The organism is Dinoroseobacter shibae DFL 12 = DSM 16493 (assembly GCF_000018145.1).
Taxonomy (GTDB): domain Bacteria; phylum Pseudomonadota; class Alphaproteobacteria; order Rhodobacterales; family Rhodobacteraceae; genus Dinoroseobacter; species Dinoroseobacter shibae.
Genome location: NC_009959.1, coordinates 54,532 through 72,296 on the forward strand (window position 1 = coordinate 54,532; position 17,765 = coordinate 72,296).

Annotated in this window: 20 protein-coding genes; 11 read left to right on the forward strand and 9 right to left on the reverse strand. The window is 67.4% G+C overall.

The window, feature by feature from the left end:
* Positions 1-48: 48 nt before the first annotated feature.
* Positions 49-1,020, forward strand: coding sequence for an alpha/beta hydrolase (locus DSHI_RS21110; protein WP_012187484.1), 972 nt, complete (start codon positions 49-51; stop codon positions 1,018-1,020).
* A 15-nt stretch (positions 1,021-1,035) separates the two neighbouring features.
* On the opposite strand, the gene DSHI_RS21115 is transcribed toward DSHI_RS21110, so the two are convergent.
* The 6 genes from DSHI_RS21115 to DSHI_RS21140 all read right to left on the reverse strand — a co-directional run bounded on the left by DSHI_RS21115 (position 1,036) and on the right by DSHI_RS21140 (position 6,863).
* Complete coding sequence (locus DSHI_RS21115) at positions 1,036-1,578, reverse strand: hypothetical protein (protein WP_012187485.1); 543 nt, start codon at positions 1,576-1,578, stop codon at positions 1,036-1,038.
* Positions 1,575-3,425, reverse strand: coding sequence for a glycerophosphodiester phosphodiesterase family protein (locus DSHI_RS21120; protein WP_012187486.1), 1,851 nt, complete (start codon positions 3,423-3,425; stop codon positions 1,575-1,577). Before DSHI_RS21120 ends, DSHI_RS21115 begins: the two co-directional genes overlap by 4 nt.
* A gap of 85 nt (positions 3,426-3,510) precedes the next feature.
* Positions 3,511-3,951, reverse strand: coding sequence for a type II toxin-antitoxin system VapC family toxin (locus DSHI_RS21125; RefSeq protein WP_012187487.1), 441 nt, complete (start codon positions 3,949-3,951; stop codon positions 3,511-3,513).
* The gene (locus DSHI_RS21130; RefSeq protein ID WP_012187488.1) at positions 3,948-4,193 is read right to left on the reverse strand and encodes a FitA-like ribbon-helix-helix domain-containing protein; all 246 of its coding nucleotides are present in this window, start codon (positions 4,191-4,193) and stop codon (positions 3,948-3,950) included. The genes DSHI_RS21125 and DSHI_RS21130 overlap by 4 nt, the downstream gene beginning before the upstream one ends.
* A 173-nt stretch (positions 4,194-4,366) precedes the next feature.
* On the reverse strand, positions 4,367-5,470 hold the full coding sequence (locus tag DSHI_RS21135; protein WP_012187489.1) for a ParB/RepB/Spo0J family partition protein: 1,104 nt from the start codon (positions 5,468-5,470) through the stop codon (positions 4,367-4,369).
* Positions 5,463-6,863 (reverse strand): AAA family ATPase, encoded by a 1,401-nt coding sequence (locus DSHI_RS21140; protein WP_012187490.1) that lies wholly within the window; start codon positions 6,861-6,863, stop codon positions 5,463-5,465. Before DSHI_RS21140 ends, DSHI_RS21135 begins: the two co-directional genes overlap by 8 nt.
* A gap of 506 nt (positions 6,864-7,369) precedes the next feature.
* Here DSHI_RS21140 and DSHI_RS21145 point away from each other — a divergent pair.
* From DSHI_RS21145 to DSHI_RS21155, 3 genes are read left to right on the forward strand one after another with little or no spacing between them, the layout of a single operon-like run.
* Positions 7,370-8,542, forward strand: a complete 1,173-nt coding sequence (locus DSHI_RS21145; protein WP_012187491.1) for a replication initiation protein — start codon at positions 7,370-7,372, stop codon at positions 8,540-8,542.
* 57 nt (positions 8,543-8,599) lie between these two features.
* Positions 8,600-9,241: a DUF3047 domain-containing protein gene (locus DSHI_RS21150; protein WP_157865463.1), complete on the forward strand. Its 642-nt coding sequence runs from the start codon at positions 8,600-8,602 to the stop codon at positions 9,239-9,241.
* A gap of 39 nt (positions 9,242-9,280) precedes the next feature.
* A complete protein-coding gene (locus DSHI_RS21155) occupies positions 9,281-10,603 on the forward strand; it encodes an ABC1 kinase family protein (RefSeq protein ID WP_012187493.1) in 1,323 nt (440 codons plus the stop codon).
* A gap of 3 nt (positions 10,604-10,606) precedes the next feature.
* Here DSHI_RS21155 and DSHI_RS21160 read toward each other — a convergent pair whose 3' ends face one another.
* A complete protein-coding gene (locus tag DSHI_RS21160) occupies positions 10,607-11,614 on the reverse strand; it encodes a LacI family DNA-binding transcriptional regulator (RefSeq protein WP_012187494.1) in 1,008 nt (335 codons plus the stop codon).
* A 126-nt stretch (positions 11,615-11,740) separates the two neighbouring features.
* Here DSHI_RS21160 and DSHI_RS21165 point away from each other — a divergent pair, with 126 nt between their 5' ends.
* From DSHI_RS21165 to DSHI_RS21190, 6 genes are all read left to right on the forward strand, one after another.
* Positions 11,741-12,694, forward strand: coding sequence for a Bug family tripartite tricarboxylate transporter substrate binding protein (locus tag DSHI_RS21165; RefSeq protein WP_012187495.1), 954 nt, complete (start codon positions 11,741-11,743; stop codon positions 12,692-12,694).
* A gap of 66 nt (positions 12,695-12,760) precedes the next feature.
* Positions 12,761-13,216: a tripartite tricarboxylate transporter TctB family protein gene (locus DSHI_RS21170; RefSeq protein WP_012187496.1), complete on the forward strand. Its 456-nt coding sequence runs from the start codon at positions 12,761-12,763 to the stop codon at positions 13,214-13,216.
* A 1-nt stretch (position 13,217) separates the two neighbouring features.
* Positions 13,218-14,702: a tripartite tricarboxylate transporter permease gene (locus DSHI_RS21175; protein ID WP_012187497.1), complete on the forward strand. Its 1,485-nt coding sequence runs from the start codon at positions 13,218-13,220 to the stop codon at positions 14,700-14,702.
* 1 nt (position 14,703) lies between these two features.
* Positions 14,704-15,585 (forward strand): L-threonate dehydrogenase, encoded by an 882-nt coding sequence (gene ltnD, locus DSHI_RS21180; RefSeq protein ID WP_012187498.1) that lies wholly within the window; start codon positions 14,704-14,706, stop codon positions 15,583-15,585.
* An 84-nt stretch (positions 15,586-15,669) separates the two neighbouring features.
* On the forward strand, positions 15,670-16,086 hold the full coding sequence (locus DSHI_RS21185) for a hypothetical protein (protein WP_012187499.1): 417 nt from the start codon (positions 15,670-15,672) through the stop codon (positions 16,084-16,086).
* 72 nt (positions 16,087-16,158) lie between these two features.
* Positions 16,159-16,629 carry a Dps family protein gene (locus tag DSHI_RS21190; RefSeq protein ID WP_012187500.1) on the forward strand — a complete coding sequence of 157 codons (471 nt, stop codon included), beginning with the start codon at positions 16,159-16,161 and terminating at the stop codon, positions 16,627-16,629.
* On the opposite strand, the gene DSHI_RS21195 is transcribed toward DSHI_RS21190, so the two are convergent.
* On the reverse strand, positions 16,630-16,896 hold the full coding sequence (locus DSHI_RS21195; protein WP_012187501.1) for a DUF1289 domain-containing protein: 267 nt from the start codon (positions 16,894-16,896) through the stop codon (positions 16,630-16,632).
* A gap of 9 nt (positions 16,897-16,905) precedes the next feature.
* Entirely contained in the window at positions 16,906-17,061 is a 156-nt protein-coding gene (locus tag DSHI_RS22125) for a hemin uptake protein HemP (RefSeq protein WP_012187502.1), read from the reverse strand.
* Between the two features lie 121 nt (positions 17,062-17,182).
* Here DSHI_RS22125 and DSHI_RS21200 point away from each other — a divergent pair, with 121 nt between their 5' ends.
* On the forward strand, positions 17,183-17,764 hold the full coding sequence (locus DSHI_RS21200) for a rhodanese-like domain-containing protein (protein ID WP_012187503.1): 582 nt from the start codon (positions 17,183-17,185) through the stop codon (positions 17,762-17,764).
* Position 17,765: the final 1 nt, after the last annotated feature.

The following is a 17,765-nucleotide window of genomic DNA, read 5'->3' on the forward strand; positions in this document are numbered from 1 at the left end:
ATACTGGGGGGGCATTCCGTACCCAACCCCTTATGCAGAGACGATTTCATGCTGTTCATCACCAACCGTTTCCCGACACAGAGCATCCGCACCCGCGCCGGCCGCAGATTCACCTTCGATCTGCGCAACAACGCCTCCTCCAACTCGGTGTATTACTGCGAAAGCGGCAGGGACGACGCCCATACGGAACTTGGCAGCGCCACCTTCCTCGAACGGGTGAAAGCCTCCAATTACCAGCAGATCCTGCTCTACGTGCACGGGTTCTCGAACCTGCCGGACGTGGTGCTGGAACGCGCCCGGCAGTTGCAGGAATACTGCGATGCCGCCAAGCCCGGCGAGGTGCTGGTGATCGCCCTGATCTGGCCCTGCGACGACGACCGCGGCATCGTCGAGGATTACTGGGACGACCAGAAATCCGCCGATCTCAGCGGCTATTCCTTCGCCCGGGTGCTCGAACGCTTCCTCGAATGGCGCGCGCAGGATGCCGCCGCCGAGGATGCCACGCCCTGCCTCAAACGCATCAACCTGCTGGCCCATTCCATGGGCAACCGGGTGCTGCGCGCCTCCCTGGCGACCTGGGACCGCTATGATCTGGCGTCCGGCGTGCCGCTGATCTTTCGCAACACCTTCATGGTGGCCGCCGATGTGGTCAACGAAACCCTGCACGAGGGACATTCGGGCGAGCTGATCGCCCATGCCTCGCGCAACGTAGTGGTCTATTACGCCTCCGACGATCTTGCGCTCAGGGCCTCCAAGGCGGCGAACCTCAAGAACAAGGTCGCCTCCCGCCGTCTCGGCCATACCGGGCCCGAAGACATCCGCAAGACCCCCCGCAACGTGTTCCAGGTGGATTGCGACGACATCAACACCCGATACGACCGGCCCATGGGTCACAGCTATTTCCTCGCCGACCCCGAAACCCTGGGCGCCGGGCTGGTCTTCAGCCATATCTTCCGCTGCATCGAGATTGGCCGCGTGTTCCCCGACGACATGGATCAACGCTCCGATCGCCTGAGTTAGAGCCTGTTTTCGGCTCTAATCCAAAGAAACAGGCAAACAGTTGGGATAGCCATAGCCCCAGCGCCAGGGCAGCCCGCTGCACGGCCCGCCGCCGAACCGCACGGCGGTATACATCGACTCCGCGATGGCGCGGTAGGCCTGGGCGATCCGCTCCGGCGGCACGTCATAGCGCGCGGCCAGCGCCGCCCGCCGCCCCGCGCCCTCCGCGATCACGCAAGCCCGCAGCGCCGCGTCCGCGTCCCGGCGCGCGACGAAACTCGCCTCGGCCTCCCGCGCGCCTCCGGCCGCGTGATAGGCCCGGTCATGGGTGACGCAGCACGCCTCCCAGGGCGGGGTTTCCGCGTGCGCCCCGGCGAAGTTCGGAAACAGATCCGCCACCACCTCCCAGGAGGTCGACAGCCCCCCGCTGCACCCGTCCGTGGTGAAGGGCGCCAGCGGCCCCTCGGCCACCTTCGCCATCAGCGACCGGTGCGCGGGCAGCTCCAGCAGCCGCTGCACCGTCTCCTGCGCGGCCAGGGGCGTTCCGGCCAGCAAAAGAGCCGCAATCAGCGCCCTCACTGGGTCACCTCCACCCCGGTCAGCCGATCCAGCGCCACGCCGAAGCTCTCGCTGACCCAGAGCGCCAGCCGCGCGATCGCCGGCAGTTCCGCATGCTCCGCGATCACCTGCCGCGCCAGGGCCGGCTCGTCCGTGATCAGCCCATGCACCCCCATGGAGATCATCCGCGACATGCTCAGGGCGTCGTTCACGGTCCAGGCATAGACCTGCTTGCCCGCGTCCTCCGCCCGCGCCACCAGCCCCGGAGAGGCCGTGGCCACGCTCACGGCCAGGAAATCCCCCTCCAACCCGCTCAGGTCCCCCAGCGCCGTGGCCGCCAGCACCCCCGTGCGCCAGTCCGGGCGCAGGTCGCGCATCTTCTGCACCGCCGGATAGCTCAGGGACATGGTCGCAATCTGGTCGGCCATATCCGTCTCTTCAACAATGGAAATCACCCGGTTTTCCAGGTCCACGTCATGCCCGTAATACTTAAGCTCGATGATCACCCGCGCCCGGTCCTTCGCCGCCAGAAGCACGTCGCGCAACAGCGGCACGCGCTCCCCGGCATAGGCGGGGTCGTACCAGCTGCCGATATCCACCTCGGCCAGGTCCGCCAGCGTGGCGTCCCAGACCTTGATCGGGTTGCCCGCCGCCTTCATGAAATCGCTGTCATGGGCGACCACGATGGCACCGTCGGAGGTCTCCTGCACGTCGATCTCGACCCAGTCGGCCCCGTCCTCGATTGCCTTGAGCACCGAGGCCATGGTGTTCTCGGGTCGCGCCCCGGCCGCCCCCCGATGGCCGATCACCGCGACCTCGGTTTCGGCGCGAATACCCTCCGACAGGGCCGCCGCCCCGCCGATCACCCCGACCGCGACCACCCCCGCCACGGCGAGCCCCGCGACCACCTTGCCGCCCAGGGGCCCTTCGTCGGCCTCCTGCGGCCCGAGGGAGTGCTCGGTGCCGCCCCCTGCCCGCTCGAACAGGTCGTTCAGCAAGGCCGCCAAGGCCCCGTTCGACACCGCATTGAGCACCGTGGTCGCCAGCAGCGCCACCACCATCACCCCCATCACCGCCAGCGCCGCAGTGGTCAGGTCCTGCCGGAACGCCCCCGAGGTCAGCTGCAGCCCCAGGGCCAGCCCCGCCGAGATCCCCGCCGCCACCGCCAGCCGCAGCCCCAGCCACAGCGCGACGGCGCGCAGCAGCGCCAGCTTGTGCCCCGCCATCAGCCGCCGACTGTCGCGAAACGCCGTGCCGATGGGCTGGCGGTCGAAGAGCACCATATCCAGCACCAGCGCCCAGCCCGTCAGCCGCTCCAGCACCAGCAGCGCCAGCAGCCCGAGGACGCCGCCGATCATCACCACCGTCCGGGTGAACTCCGGCGGCCGCTCCGTCAGGTAGTAGTTGATGTCGAACTCGGTCAGCTGCGTCAGGAACAGACCCCCGCCCACCACCAGAAACGGCAGCGACAACAGCAGCACCCGCAACAGGAGCCCCCCCGCCACCTGCACCAGAACCAGCCCCTTCGACAGGGTGAATCCGATCCCTTCGCGCAACGCACCGAGCGCATTGGTCCGGCGGCTGCGCAGCGTCGCGGTCATCACCGCCACATCGAGGATCAGCGCCGCCACCAGGGCCGACCCGATCACCAGCGCCCCGAGCGCGCCGGCCGGGGTCAGCAGGAAGCGCGCGATATCCTGGTCGGTCAGCGCCGTCTGGTCCGAGAATTGCAGGGTCAGGGCCAGAAGCAGCCCGATCAGGGGCAGGATCAGCGCCAGGAACACCAGCCTCAGGAAGACATGGATGGTCAGCAGGGGCGCGAGCATCGCCACGGCACTGCGATAATGGTCAAGAACTTCGCGGATCATCCGCCCCTCCGCCGGTGTTTCGGCGCAGCCTAGCGGGCGCGCGGCGGGCGCGCCACCGGGTTGCGGCCCCCTGCCCTGCCCTGGACTATCCCTGCCCCGCGCCGGGTTTCGCCGCGAACGGGTCCATCAGGCGCAGATCCAGCCCCTCGAAATCACGCAGGTTCCGGGTCGCCACCCCGGCCCCATGGGCCCCGGCGATGGCCGCGATCATCACATCCGCCTGCCCCGGCGACCGCCCTGCCCCGCGATGGCGCGCGGCGAACGCGCCGTAAACCTCCGCCGCGGCCTGGTCGAAGGGCAGCACCAGGCCCGGGAAATCCCGCGTCAGCATCTCGGTCACCGCCGCCGCCAGCCCCGCCTTGCGCCGCCCCTCGGGCAGCGCGGCGATGCCATAGCGCAGCTCGGCCACGGTCACTGCGGTGAGCGCCAGCGGCTCCGGCGGGGTGTCGCGAAACCAGGCCAGCACCGCCTCCGACGGCGCGGGCCGCATCAGTTCGGACACCACGTTGGTGTCGAGGATGATCATGCGTCCAGGTCGACCGGCGCGCCCAGGCGGGGCCGCTCCGGCAGGTCGAGCCCACCGTCGAGACCCGCGAACCGGGTCCGGATCGATTCCGCCACATCCCGCGGGGAGCGCCCCTCGGCGGCCATGCGCGCACGCAACAGGGCGCGGACCTCCGCCTCCATGGACCGGCCATGGCGGGCGGCCTCCTGGCGCAGGAAATCATGCAGCTCGGGCTCGATATTGCGGACGGTGAGGGTCGGCATCGGGATCTCCGGATCGGGTTTCGCAGCGAGACTAGCAGATTGCTAGCATTGCTGTCAAATGGGGGTTTCGCAGGGGTTTCGCAAGAGGGGCCATTGTTTTCATTAATAAAAAGCTGACGGTTTCGCGCGCGAAACGTCCCCCGCCGGGGTGTTTCGCGCCCCCTGCCCCGGGCTCAGAGCTTGTCTTCCGCCTCCAGCAGGTCCCGGATCTGCAGCATGATGGTCTCGATCGCGTCCGGCGTGACCCGCTTGCCTTCCAGCCGCAGAATATGCCCGCGCCCATCGGTTTCGCGGCGAATGGTGACCCCGGTGGAGGTCTGCAGCGTGTCGCGCCCGTGCCAGCCCGCCGCCGGAACCGACAGCTTGGGCCTCCCGCCCCGCTTGGCCGTGCGCGGCCCCTCCTCGATCTCCGAGATCACCGCGTCGAGGAAGGCCCATTCCTCCTCCGGGGTCTTGGCGGCGCCGGCCTCCAGCACCTCGCGGATGCGCCGCTCCGCCCCGGCGCGCAGGGCCGTGGCCAGTTGCAGGCCCCGGCGTTCGGTCAGCGCCTCGGGAAAGGCCAGCATGTCGCCGAGTTCCTCGAAGACGATGGCGAAGCTGCGCACCTTGGACCGCTTGGCCCGGCTGGCCGAGGAGAACAGCCGCTCGACCGCTTCCTCGACATTGGTGAACGCCCCCTGGTTCGCGGCGATCACGGCGATGCGGCCACGCTCGTAATGGCTGAGGGCCGCGCGGACCTCGTTTTCCTCGACCATGGCCGCATAGGCCTTGTCGATGGCCTGGCGCGGGCGGACCACGGCCTTGATGGCCCTGTAGCGGCCCTTGGGGTTGAGCTCCGCCAACCCGCGATAGGCCATCAGGCGACGATAGCCCGACAGAAGGCCGAAGCGCCGCCCGTCCCGCGGCTCGGACAGCTCGAACACCTCGATCGGCAGGCGCAGCCCGTTCTCGGCGATGGACAGGCGCAGCTCGGTCAGCTCCTCGTCATTGAGCACCATCCGGTCGCGCACCATGGCATCGGCGTCGATCTCGGCGGTGGGCACCTCGGCCAGCAGCAGCCCGTCCGCCTGGGCCGCGCGCAGCCGTTCGGCATCGGCCTTGTCCTGGGCGGCTTCGGCGCGGGCCTGGGGCGGCATGGTCGAGGCCAGGGAAGCGGCATCGGCGGCCACCTGGGCGATGGGCGCGGCCGGCCGCAGGGGCGTTTCGGCGCGAATTTCGTCGGCAATCTTGGTCAGATCCTCGGCGCTGGGGGTTTCCAGTCGTCTGCGTTTAGCCATGGGATGTCTCCTGTCGTGCCGCCTCGGCCATCTGCAAATCGCGCCACCAGGTCCCGAGCAGGATGTCCTTCACCTCGGCCCAGGTCCGGTCGAAGGTCTCGCGCCCGCGGATATAGGTGTCGCGGTTGAAATCACGGTAATCCGCCTCGTAGATGCCGTTCACCTGCTCGCCCGCCTGGCCGACCATGGCGGTGTAATCCTGCCGGTAGGTGGTCATGAAGTCGCCGAAATAGGCCTGGATCACGTTGGCCAGATCGGTCTGCTGGTTCGCGTCGAACCGGGTGATCAGCGCGCGCACCGCGTCCCATTCGAACCGCATCTCGGGCAGCCCGTCCCGGCGGCGGGCGGCGTTCTCGCCGTCCTCGATGCTGGCGAAGGTCGAGTAGAGCATGTCGAAGAAGCGGCCCGTGCTGTCGAATTCGAGAAACGAGGCGCCCAGGGGGACCAGAAGGATGTCGGCGGCGGCGAGCGCGTTGATCGTCAGGTACCCGAGCGCGGGCGGAGTATCGAGCAGGACGATGTCGTATTCGTCAAGCAGGCGCGCGCTGTCGAGAGCGTTTGTTAACCCGTCCCAGAGCGGCCAAGAGCGCAGCTGCATCCGCCAGACCGGGACCTGGAATTCGGCCCAATAAAGGTTCAGTTGCGCGCCGATCAGGTCGATATTGGGCCAGTGGGTGGACTGGATCACGTCGCGCGGCGAAACCTTCAGGGCCTCGGTCAGGGTTTCGTCGAAGGGCAGGGGCGGCTGGCCCGCGGCGGCGCGCACGGTGTTTTCGGCCTGCACCGCCTGGGCGTAGTCCTTGGCGATGAGCGGGAAGGCGGTCTGCCATTCGTCGGCGACCTTGCCGCCCATGATCGAGGTCATGGAGCCCTGGCTGTCGAGATCCACGACCAGCACCTTGTAACCATCCAGCGCGGCGGACATGGCAAGGTGTGCGGCGGTGGAGGTCTTGCCGACCCCGCCCTTGAAATTCGCCACGGCGATGACCTTGGCCGGCAGGCCCTCGGGACGCCAGGGGCGGTATTCGCGGGTGGCGACCCCCTCGGCATCGAAATGGTCGCGCAGGGTCAGCACCTCTTCGAGGGTGAACCATTTCGAGCCGCCCTCGCCGGTGCCCTGGGGCAGGTCCGGATGGGCCTTGAGGACGCGGCGGAAATGGGCGGGGGCGACGGGGATGAGGTAGCGGCAGACCTCCCATGTGGAGAACCGGCGCAGGCGCTTCTGGCCGTCCGGGGCATAGCCGCGCCGGGCCAGGTCGTCGCGGCCTTTCGCGGCGAACGCGGCGGCCTTGGCGAAGCGGGCGGTGTCGATCGGATCCGACAGCTTGCGCGCCGCGGCTTCGGGGTCCAGGTTGGTGTATGGGGGTAGGGGGGTCTTGCCTGTGGGGGGCATGCTGTCCTCGGTTATGTGCGCGAGTTTCGCGGATGTTTTGGAAAACATCGCACATGGCGGGGGTTTTGTGAATCTGCTTGACCTGTTCGCGGCGAAATTTCTGGAAATACAAGGATAAAGCGTCGTCGAGATTTAAGACTCTTTAGGAGTTTTGGAATCTTTGCGCTTGGAATATGGTCTTAGATCAAGTTGTTAGGCTTGTTTGGGTCCCCGGATACAGGTCGGAGGGTGCCTGTCTGCGGGTCCAAAGGCACCCGAATACGGGGCGAGAGGCCCCGATTCGCAGGTTTTGGGGGGGCAGACCCCCTTGGATCCCGAGATATTGCGGTTTCGTGGGCGCGGCCATGGGGGTCATCCCGCAAACGGGTGCCTTTCGCAGCCTCCGCATCCCGCAAGAAGGTGCCCCAGGGCGCTGGTGACAGGAACCCGAAGGGGGCTTGAGCGTGGGTGCCTTTGCGCGGATACTGACGGCAAAACACGTCCGAATCGAGCAGGCAGGACATATCATGGCGGAGGGACCCTCCAGCACCCGGCTGACCGGTGCGCTCAAGCGCGGGTCGGTCAAGAAGAACGTGGCCGCGATCCACGTGTCGGGCAAGCTGACCCTGTTGCAGCGCAAGCTGTCCAATGTGCTGCTGCTTAATGCCTATGACACGCTGACGACCCGGTCGCAGCATGCGATCGACGCGCGGACCCTGTGCCAGATGATTGGGTACAATTCGAACGATATGGAGACCCTGAAAACGGCTCTAAGGGGCCTTGCAGAGACGGTTGCGGAGTGGAACATGCTCGATGCGGCCGGGCGCGAGGAATGGGGGGTTTCCAGCCTGCTCAGCTATGCCAAGCTGAAGGACGGGGTGTGCGAATACGGCTACTCGGCGGCCCTGGCGGAGAAGCTGCACGATCCCAAGGTGTTCGCGCTGATCAACCTTGATATCCAGCGGCGGTTCACCTCGGGCCATGCGCTGGCGCTGTATGAAAACTGCTTTCGGTTCGTGCGCACCGGGTCCACGGGGTGGTGGTCGCTGGAACTGTTTCGGCGCCTGATGGGGGTCGATGACAGTGATTATTACAAGAGTTTCAAGCACCTGAACGCCAAGATCATCAAGCCCGCCGTGGCGGAGGTGAACCGCACATCGGACATCTTGGTGACGCCCGAGACCCGCAAGCAGGGGCGGCAGGTGGCGGAAATCCGGTTTCGGATCGCGCGCAATCCGCAATTGTCGATCCTGAATATCGACGATGGCGGCGCGGTGCGGGCGGGGCCGGTTTATGCCCGGCTGCGCGCGCTGGGGGTGGGCGACCGGCTGGCACGGCAATGGATCGCCGAGCATGGGGAGGCAGCAGTCGCGGCCAAGATCGCCTATGTGGACGGCCGGGACGGTGTGCGTAGTCCGGTGGGCTACCTGACTGCGGCGCTGCAAGAGGGCAAAACCCCTGTCGAAGAGCCTGTTTCCGCGCCTGAGCCGGGCAGTCGTGCCGAGCAGTTGCGCCGGGTGCAGGAAATCATCGCCCGGCGCAGTCCGACCCAGCGCGATGCCGACCGGCGGCTGTTCATGAGCCAGCTCGACAGCGCCGAGGCCCGCACGGATTTCGAACGCCACGGCTGGATGTCGCCCCTGAACGCAAAGGCGATCCTGGCGTTCTGGCAGGAATTGCAGCCGGACGCGTTCGGGTGACGGGGCCGTGAGCAGGGGTGATTTGCCCGGGGCGGGCGGGGCCGCTAGATCATGTCCATGACATATCGTGCTTTGATCATTGCGCTCGCCCTGACCGCCGCCACGCCTGGTCTTGCCCAGCAGATCCCGTTCGACGGCTCCTGGCGGGAGCAGGGGTTTCTCAGGCTCTTCACAAACGATTTCGTGCAGAAGGGTGGCTCGCTCGACGTGATTTCCGATGGCACCGTGTCGCTGTTGTGGCGGGCCGTGCCGGAGGGGGCGCGGGATGCGGGCAAGGCGGCCTGGCAATGGGCGGTCTCCGAAGGGGTCGGGCCCACGGACCTGGCGCGCAAGGGGGGCGATGACCGCAACCTCGCGCTTTATTTCGTGTTCACGGATCCGCAGACCGCCGCCACGGTGGATGTGAATTCGGCGCGCAAGCTGTTGCAGGCCGATGGCACGCGCGCGCTTGTCTATGTCTGGGGCGGGGATGCGACCGCGGGCACGGTGCTGCCGAGCCCCTATCATCCGGGGCTGGTGACCGTGATCAAGCGCGGGCCCGGGACCGGGCAGTTTTCCGAGAGCGTTGATCTGCGCGCGGATTACCGGCGGGCCTTCGGGGCGGAGGCGCCGGTGCTGGTGGGTCTGGGCGTGTCGGCCGACAGCGACGATACCGACGGGCGGATCGCCGCGCGGGTCAGTGGGCTGCGGCTCGACTGAGCGCTGGCAGGGCAGGGCGGGCGCGCTAACTCGCATCCCATGACGAAATATATCCATGAACCGCGCGGGCTGGCCGTGCCGAATTCGCGCGCCGGGCGCATGGCCCGTCTGGGCGGCATGGCCGCGGGCGTGGCCGGAAACATGGCCTTCGAGGGGGGCAGGCAGCTTCTGTCCGGGCAGCGGCCGCGGATGGAGGATCTGCTGCTGACGCCGGGGAATGCCGCGCGGATCACCGCGCAGCTGGCGCAGATGCGCGGGGCAGCGATGAAGGTCGGCCAGCTTCTGAGCCTGGAGGGGGGCGATTTCCTGCCGCCGGAGCTGGCCGAGATCCTGGGGCACTTGCGGGCGGATGCGCATTTCATGCCGCCCAAGCAGCTGGACAGTGTCTTGAAAAGGCATTTCGGGCCCGGGTATCGCGGTCGGTTCGCGAAATTCGACGTGCGGCCCGTGGCGGCGGCGAGCATCGGGCAGGTGCACCGGGCGGTCACGAAGGACGGGCGCGACGTGGCGCTGAAGGTGCAGTATCCGGGCGTGCGCGAGAGTATCGACAGCGATGTGCGCAACGTGGGCAGCCTGCTGCGGCTGTCGGGGCTGGTGCCGAAAGAGATCGACCTTGCGCCCCTGATGGAGGAGGCGCGGCGGCAACTGCATGAGGAGGCCGATTACGGGCGCGAGGCGGAGATGCTGTCGCGGTTCGGCGGGCTGCTGGCCGGGGATGACCGGTTCGTGGTGCCGGAGCTTTATGCGGACCTGACCACGCGGGACGTTCTGGGCATGTCGTTCGTCGAGAGCGTGGCAATCGAAGGGCAGGGGGATGCACCGCAGAAGATGCGCGATCGCCTTATGGAGAGCCTGATTTCGCTGATGCTGCGGGAGTTGTTCGAATTCGGGCTGATGCAGACGGATCCGAATTTCGCCAATTACCGGGTGCAGCCGGAAACGGGGCGGCTGGTGCTGCTGGATTTTGGAGCGACGCGGGTGTTCGGGCCGGACCTGGTCGGGCAATATCGCGGGCTGATGCGGGCGGGGTTCGCCGGGGATCGGGGCGCCGTGAATGCCGCGATGGAGGAGATCGGGTTTCTGGAGCCGGAGACCGAGGCGCGGCACCGGGAGCCGATCCTCGACATGGTCGAGATGGCGATGGCGCCCTTGCGCGCGGCGGCGCCGTTCGATTTCGCGGGGACCGGGTTGGCGCGGGACCTGCGGCGGGCGGGGGAGGAATTCGCCGAGGGGCGCGATTTCTGGGTCATTCCGCCGATGGATGCGCTGTACCTGCAGCGCAAGATGGGGGGCATGTTCCTGCTGGGCGCGCGGTTGCGGGCGCATGTGGCGCTGCGGCCCTTGTTAGAGCCGTATTTGTAGCCTTCAGGTCGTCTCGCCCGCCACGAGGTGGAGGGGCAGGGGGGCCGGGGGCGGCGTGTCCTTGCCGGAAAGGCGGTCGCGCAGGAGTGTACCGGCCTGCTGCCCGATCTCGAATCGGGGGGTCTGGATCGTGGTCAGGCGCGGTGTGATGACCTGGCACATGTCGAGGCCGTTGAACCCGGCGAGTGCGAGGGTGTCCGGCACGGCGATCCCGTCCGATTGACAGGCAAAGAGCGCGCCGAGGGCCAGGTCGTCATTGGCGAACACCACGGCGTCAAGCTCCGGGTGGGCGCGGCGCAGGGCGCGCAGGGCGTCCGCCCCCACGCAGAGCGAAGAGGGCGCGTCGGCGATGTGCTGCGCCAGTGGCGCGAGACCGGCGGCGGCGACCGCGCGGGCCAGTGCGTCCTGGCGTTTGGTCGCACGGGTGTCACGCCCGCCCCAGGCCCCGACAAAGCCGATGCGGCTGTAGCCCCGGTCGATCAGGTGTGCGGCCATCATCCGGCCCGCGGCGGCCTGGCTTACGCCTACGCTGAGGTCGATGGGGGGGGCGTCGGTATCCAGAAGCTCGATCACCGGGCCGTCATGGCGGCGCAGCAGGGCGCGGGTGCCGGGGCTGTGTTCGAGCCCCGAGAGGATCACCGCCGCCGGGGTCCAGGACAGAAGATCGCGCAGAATCGTCTCTTCCATTGAGGTTTCATAGCCGGTCATGCCGAGCACGGGGCGAAAGCGGCTGCCACGCAGGGCCGTGTCGATCCCGTCGACGATGGGCGGGAAGACATGGTTGGACATCGAGGGCACGATCACCGCGATCAGGTCGCTGGCCTGGCTGCGCAGGGAGCCGGCGATGCGGTTGCGGCTGTAACCGAGATCTGCGGCGGCGGCTTCGACCTTGGCCCGGAGGGCTTCGGACACGTTGGGCGCGCCGCGCATCACCCGGGAGGCGGAGATCAGGCTGACACCCGCGCGGGCCGCGACGTGTTTCAGGGTCGGGCGGCTGTCGCCATCGGGCACGGGCGTCTCCGGAAGTTTGTCGTGGAACTTGGGCAGCTATGCCCTAGAACAGTAGCATTGACAACGTTACCATCAAGCATGACAACGTTACCAGTTGCAGAAATAGCGACGTTCAGGGAGGAACACATGAAGATTTTGACAGTCACCGCCATGTTGGCGGCCAGCGTGGCGATGACGGGGACGGCCCTGGCCGATGATTTCCCGCAGCGGCCCATCAACCTGATTGCCCCGTTCAACGCCGGGGGCGGCACCGACCTGCTGCTGCGCGGATTCGCGCCGCATTTTGCCGAAGCGATTGGCGGCGACGCCTTCGTGTCGAACATGGCGGGCGGCTCCGGCACCGTGGCGGCGGGTGCGCTGGCCGGGCAGCGGCCCGATGGTTACCAGTTGGGCTATTTCTCGATCACGGTGTCGACCATTCAGCCGCAGATCAAGGACGTGCCCTATGACGTGGACAGCTGGACGCCGATCTGTTCGGTCGCGGCCTCGCCCACCTTGTTGTTTACCACCGCCGACAGCCCCTACACCACCATCGAAGAGGCGGTTGCCGCGATCGAGGCGGAGCCGGGCAAGCTGATCTATGGCTCCTCCGGGCCAGGGGCGATGACCCATCTGACCACCGTGGCGGGCTTTGCCGGTCTGGGCGTGCTGGACAAGCTCAAGCATCTGCCGTTCCAGGGCTCGGGCCCCGCGGTGCAGGCGATGCAGGCGGGCACGATCCAGTTTTTCGGGGATACCGAGATCCTGATGACGCGGGGCGATTTCCGGCCCTTGATGGTGTTCAATGATGAGCGGCTGGAGAATTACCCGGACGTGCCCACGGCCGCCGAGGCCGGGATCGAACCGCCGCTGAACGAGCTGTATCTCTGGGGCGGGTTGTTCGCCCCGGCGGGGGTGGAGCCCGAGGTGGTCGCCAAGCTGGAAGCGGCCTGCGAGGCGGCGGTGAATTCCGAGGGCTTCCAGGAGTTCGCGGCGAACACCGCGACCGTGATCGACTATCGCGGCGCGGAGGAGTTCGAGGCGTTCTTCCGGGCGCAATACGAGGCCAATGGTGCCCTGATCGAGGCTGCGGGCCTGTAAGAGAGCCGCTTTGCGCCGCGTCCGGGGGTCCTCGGGCGCGGCGCTTTCTGGTCGGGGAGGGGCGAGATGGGTCGGATCATGTCTGAGCGCGCGCTGGTGTCCGTCGCGCTCCTGCTCGTGGGGGCGGGACTGATGCTGAGCACCTTCGGGTTGCAGTTCGCCGAGTTGGGCGGCGCGTTCAGCCCGATGTTCTTCCCGCGGATCGTTCTGATGATGTGGGTGGGGCTCGCGCTGCTGAATGTGGTGGCGGACGTGATGGCGCAGCCCGCGCCGCAGCCCATCCGGCTGGCCACGGTCGCCGCGATCGGGTTGGGCGTGCTGGTCTATGTGATCGCCCTGCCGGAGATCGGGTTTTTCTTCGCCTCCGTCCCGCTGGCGCTGGGGATGCTGTGGCTGTTGGAAGTGCGCAGCCCCGTGGCCCTGGTCGGGATCGCGGTTGGGGTGCCCGGGGCCTTGGTGGTGCTGTTCAACCATGTTCTGACCATGCCGCTGCCGGCGTCGCCTTTCCTGTGGTGGATCTGAGATGATCGAGCTTCTGCCCCAGGCCTTCGCGCTGCTGTTGTCGCCGCAGGGATTGCTGGTGCTCAGCGTGGGCACGATGCTGGGCATCGTGCTGGGCGCGCTGCCGGGGATCGGGTCGACCGTGGCGGTGGCGATGATCCTGCCTTTTACCCTGACCATGGATCAGGCGCCCGCGATCCTGCTCTTGCTGGCGATCTATGCCGGGTCGGTTTATGGCGGCTCGATTTCCGCGATCCTGATCAACACGCCGGGCACGCCGCAATCGGCGGCGACCTGTCTCGACGGGTTCCCGATGGCCCAGCGGGGCGAGGCGGGCAAGGCCCTGGGCTGGGCCACCATCGCGTCGGTGGTGGGGGGTCTGACCTCGGCCGTGGTGCTGATCTTCGCGGCCCCGCAACTGGCGGCCTTCGCGCTGAATTTCGGACCGATCGAGACCTTTGCGCTGATCCTTCTGGGCCTGACCTGCATCGTGTCGGTGTCGGAGGGGAGCCTTGTGAAGGGCCTGATGGCGGGGATGCTGGGGATTTTCCTGTCCACCGTCGGGGGCGATCCTATCACCGGGGAGGCGCGGTTCACCTTCGGGCAGTTCCAGTTGATCGCGGGCTTCAACCTGCTGGCGGTGGTGATCGGGGTCTTTGCCCTGTCGGAGGTGCTGATCCGCGCCAGTTCAGGGCCTGACAGCACCGGGGTCCTGGTGGATTTCAAGGGCATCGTCCTGCCGCGTTGGGCGGAGTGGAAGGGACGTTTGCGCGGGCTGGCCAAATCCGTGGCCATTGGCAACGGGGTGGGCATTCTGCCCGGGACCGGGGCGGCGACGGCGGCCTTCATCTCCTATGCGGAGGCGCGGCGGTCTGCCCCCACGCGGGCGAATTTCGGCAAGGGGGAGCCGGACGGGCTGATCGCGTCGGAATCGGCCAATAACGCGGTCACCGGCGGGGCGCTGGTGCCGACCATGGCGCTGGGGATCCCCGGGGACGCGATCACGGCGGTGATGCTGGCGACGCTGACCCTGCACGGGGTGACGCCGGGCATTCGGCTGATGCAGGACAATCCGGTGCTGATGGCGTCGATCTTCGCGGGGTTCTTCATCATCAACCTGATGCTGCTGCCCCTGGGAATGCTGGTGTCGAAGCTGGCCGCGCCGCTCCTGCGGATGCGGGAGGCCTATATGCTGATCGTGATCACGCTTTTGTGCACGGTGGGCGTGTTCTTCGTGCGGGGCAATCCGTTCGATTTGCTGGTGATGGCGGGGGCGGGGATCGTCGGCTTCGTGCTGCGGCGGCAGGGCTATCCGATGGCGCCGCTGGTGATCGGCATGGTGCTGGGTCCGACGCTGGAACTGAGCCTGCGGCAGGGGTTGATCATCACCGATGGCAATTTCGGGGCGTTCTTCACCGGGCATCCCATCGCGCTGGGTCTGACCATCGCGGCGGCGGGGATGCTGAGCCTGCCGCTCATTCGGGCGCTGCGCAGCAAGGGAGCATGACATGAGCGATGTGGCGATTATCGGGTTGGGGAGCATGGGCTACGGGATGGCGCAATCGCTGCTGCGCGCGGGGCTGCGGGTCTACGGGGCCGATATCGCGCCGGAGCCGATGGCGCGGTTCCGGGCCGAGGGCGGGCTGGCGGCGCGGCCCGAGGCGGTGGATATCCTGGTGATCGCGGTGCTGAACGCGGCCCAGACGGAGGCGGTGCTTTTCGGGGCTGAGGGCTGGATTTCGACCCTGCGCAAGGGCGGGGTGGTCATTGCCTGCGCCACGGTGCCGCCGCGTTTTGCGCGGGATATGGCCGCGCGCTGTGCCGAGGCGGGGGTGCAGTACCTGGATGCGCCGATCTCCGGCGGGGCGGCGAAGGCGGCGCAGGGGCGGCTCAGCATCATGGCCTCGGGCGGGGCGGAGGCGTTCGCCGCCGCGGCCCCGGCGCTCGACGCGATGGCGGAGACGGTGTTCGAGCTGGGCGATGCGCCGGGCGCGGGTTCCGCCATGAAGGCGATCAACCAGATGCTGGCGGGCACCCATATCGCGGCGATGGCCGAGGCGGTGACTTTCGGGATGACGCAGGGGGTCGATCCGGCCAAGACGGTGGAGGTGATCTCGCGCTGCGCGGGCACGTCCTGGATGTTCGAGAATCGCGCGCCCCATATCGTGGAGGGGGATTATACCCCGCGATCCTCGGTCAATATCTGGCCCAAGGACCTGGGCATCGTGCTGGATATCGCGGCGGAGGCGAAGTTTGCCGCCCCCCTGACTGCGGCGGCGCTGCAGCAGTTCATGGCGGCGGCGGGGTCCGGCCTGGGTGGCGAGGACGATGCGGCGGTGGCGAAGGTTTATGCGCGCAATGCCGGGCTGACCCTTCCCGGGGAGGGCTGAGCGAGACAGTTGCGCGCAGCGGATTGTCATGGGCGGGGATTTCTGATAAATCTTGTCGGGAATAGACTCGAAGAATGCTTGCCAATGTCCCTCCACGCCGTCCAGACCCCCGCCGAACTCCGCCCCGCCCGTGCGCCGGAGCGTCCCGTTTCCGCCCTGTCGGAGACCGGTCGCGCGCGCCTCGCGGCCCTGCGGGAGGCGGCACGGGTGGCGCGGGCGCGGCCCTACCGGTCGCTGGAGGCGACCTGCCTGTCGGAGCGGGGCCGGACCGATCCCTATGAGAGCCTGGTGGAGTGCCTGCCCGAGGCGGTGGCGCGGCCCCTGGTGATCTATCGCGGCGCGGAGGACAGCCTGTCCTTTGACGAGGCATGGATCCTGACCATGCTGGAGCGGATCGACTCAACCGATTGGGATAGTCTTCATTTCCTGATCGCGCGGCGCGTGTGCCGCCCCTTCCGCGTGGCGGTGCGCGTCCTTCTGGGTGCTTGTCAGGACGGCTAGAAAGCCTATGATCTACGGCTAGCCAGCCCCGAGCAAGCCAACTCACCAAGTTTCACAAGAACGGAGGGTTTCATGACCCAAACCGCTGTCGCGCTGTCCCAGGACGCGCAAGCTGCCATCGCCGATGCCCTGAACCAATCGGTCGCCGAAACCACCGTCACCACCATGATGGCCCAGAACTTCCACTGGAACGTCACGGGCATGGCCTTTGGTCCGCTGCACCAGTTGTTCCAGGACATCTACGAGGATCACTTCCAGGCGCAGGATGACCTGGCCGAGCGGATCAAGGCGATCGATGCCCATGCGGAAGGCACGCTGGCAGGCATGCTGAAGCGCTCGAAAGTGACCGAGCATGACGGCCATGCCGACGCCAAGACCATGATCGAGACGATGAAGGTCGCGCAGGAGACCCTGGCCGCAACGCTCGCGGGCTGTGGCGAACTGGCCGCGGAGCATGGCGATACCCTGACCGAAGATCTGTGCATCGCACGCGGTCAGACCCACGAGAAGTTTGCCTGGTTCCTGCGCGCGCATCTGCGCTGATCAGGCGGCCTTCGCGGCATCGCGCACGGCCGGCACCGGCTTGGCCTTCTTCTTGAGGCATTTGCGCATATAGGCGGCGGTCCAGTGGCGATACTTGCCCAGGGCCGCCTGCTGCTTCACCAGCATGTCGACGAAGGCCTGTTTATGGCTTTCCTTTTTCAGTCCCTTGTACAGGGATTTCTGGGCCTTCGTCATCGAACACCCGATGCAATGTCCCTGGCGCTTGAACTTGCAGACACTGATGCAGGGGCTGGGGGTTTTGGCCATGGTGCGATCCTATTTCGTCAGAATGAGTTTGCCGTTGCGGGTCATCCGGAGCGTGTAGGTCTGATCGTCCAGGCGGAGAAAGGCGCGCAGGTTCGGTCCGAGCAGGTCGCGCGCGTCGAAGACGGGCACGGTGTCCTTGTCGGGCGTGATGGTCTGGCTGGGCATGGTCCCGCTTTCCGTTCAGATGAAAAAAAACTGACTGAATTGGTCGGACATGTCAATCCCGAGTAAAATGCTCGGATGTCGCAGGCTTGGTTTTTCCCCGGGCGCGGGCGTAGATTGCGCCATGGTCTTGCGCGTGCTCCTGATCTTTCTGCTCTGCCTGCCCGGTCCGGTCCTGGCGGGCAGCTCTGCCGAGGCCATGGCCAAGCGGCCGGAGCTGTTCGACCCGGCGACGGGCTACCGAATCGACCGGCAGCGCGCGCCCACGCCCGAGGACATTCCGCCCCCCGCGCGCCTCGTCGACACCGAAGAGGCGGCGGCGCTGATCGCGGCCGGGGCGCTGGTGCTGGATGTCTACGGGGCGAGCCAGTCGCGATTCGACGAGCTGGACGGCACCTGGCTGGTCTCGCAGCAGCGGCTGAGCCTGCCCGGGGCGCTCTGGCTGCCGGAGACCGGGCGCGGGTGGCTGGAGCCGGTGTTGCAGACCTACCTGGTGGATAACCTCGCCCGGGCCACGGGCGGCGACATGGCGCGCCCGATCGTGGTCTACTGCATCGCCGATTGCTGGATGAGCTGGAACGCGGCACAGCGGATCGCTGCCTTGGGCTATGAGGCGGTCTATTGGTACCGGCTGGGCACGGATGGCTGGCTCGATGCGGGGCGCGCGCTGTTCCCTGTGGACCCGGTGCCGGTGAACGTGGAGTGAT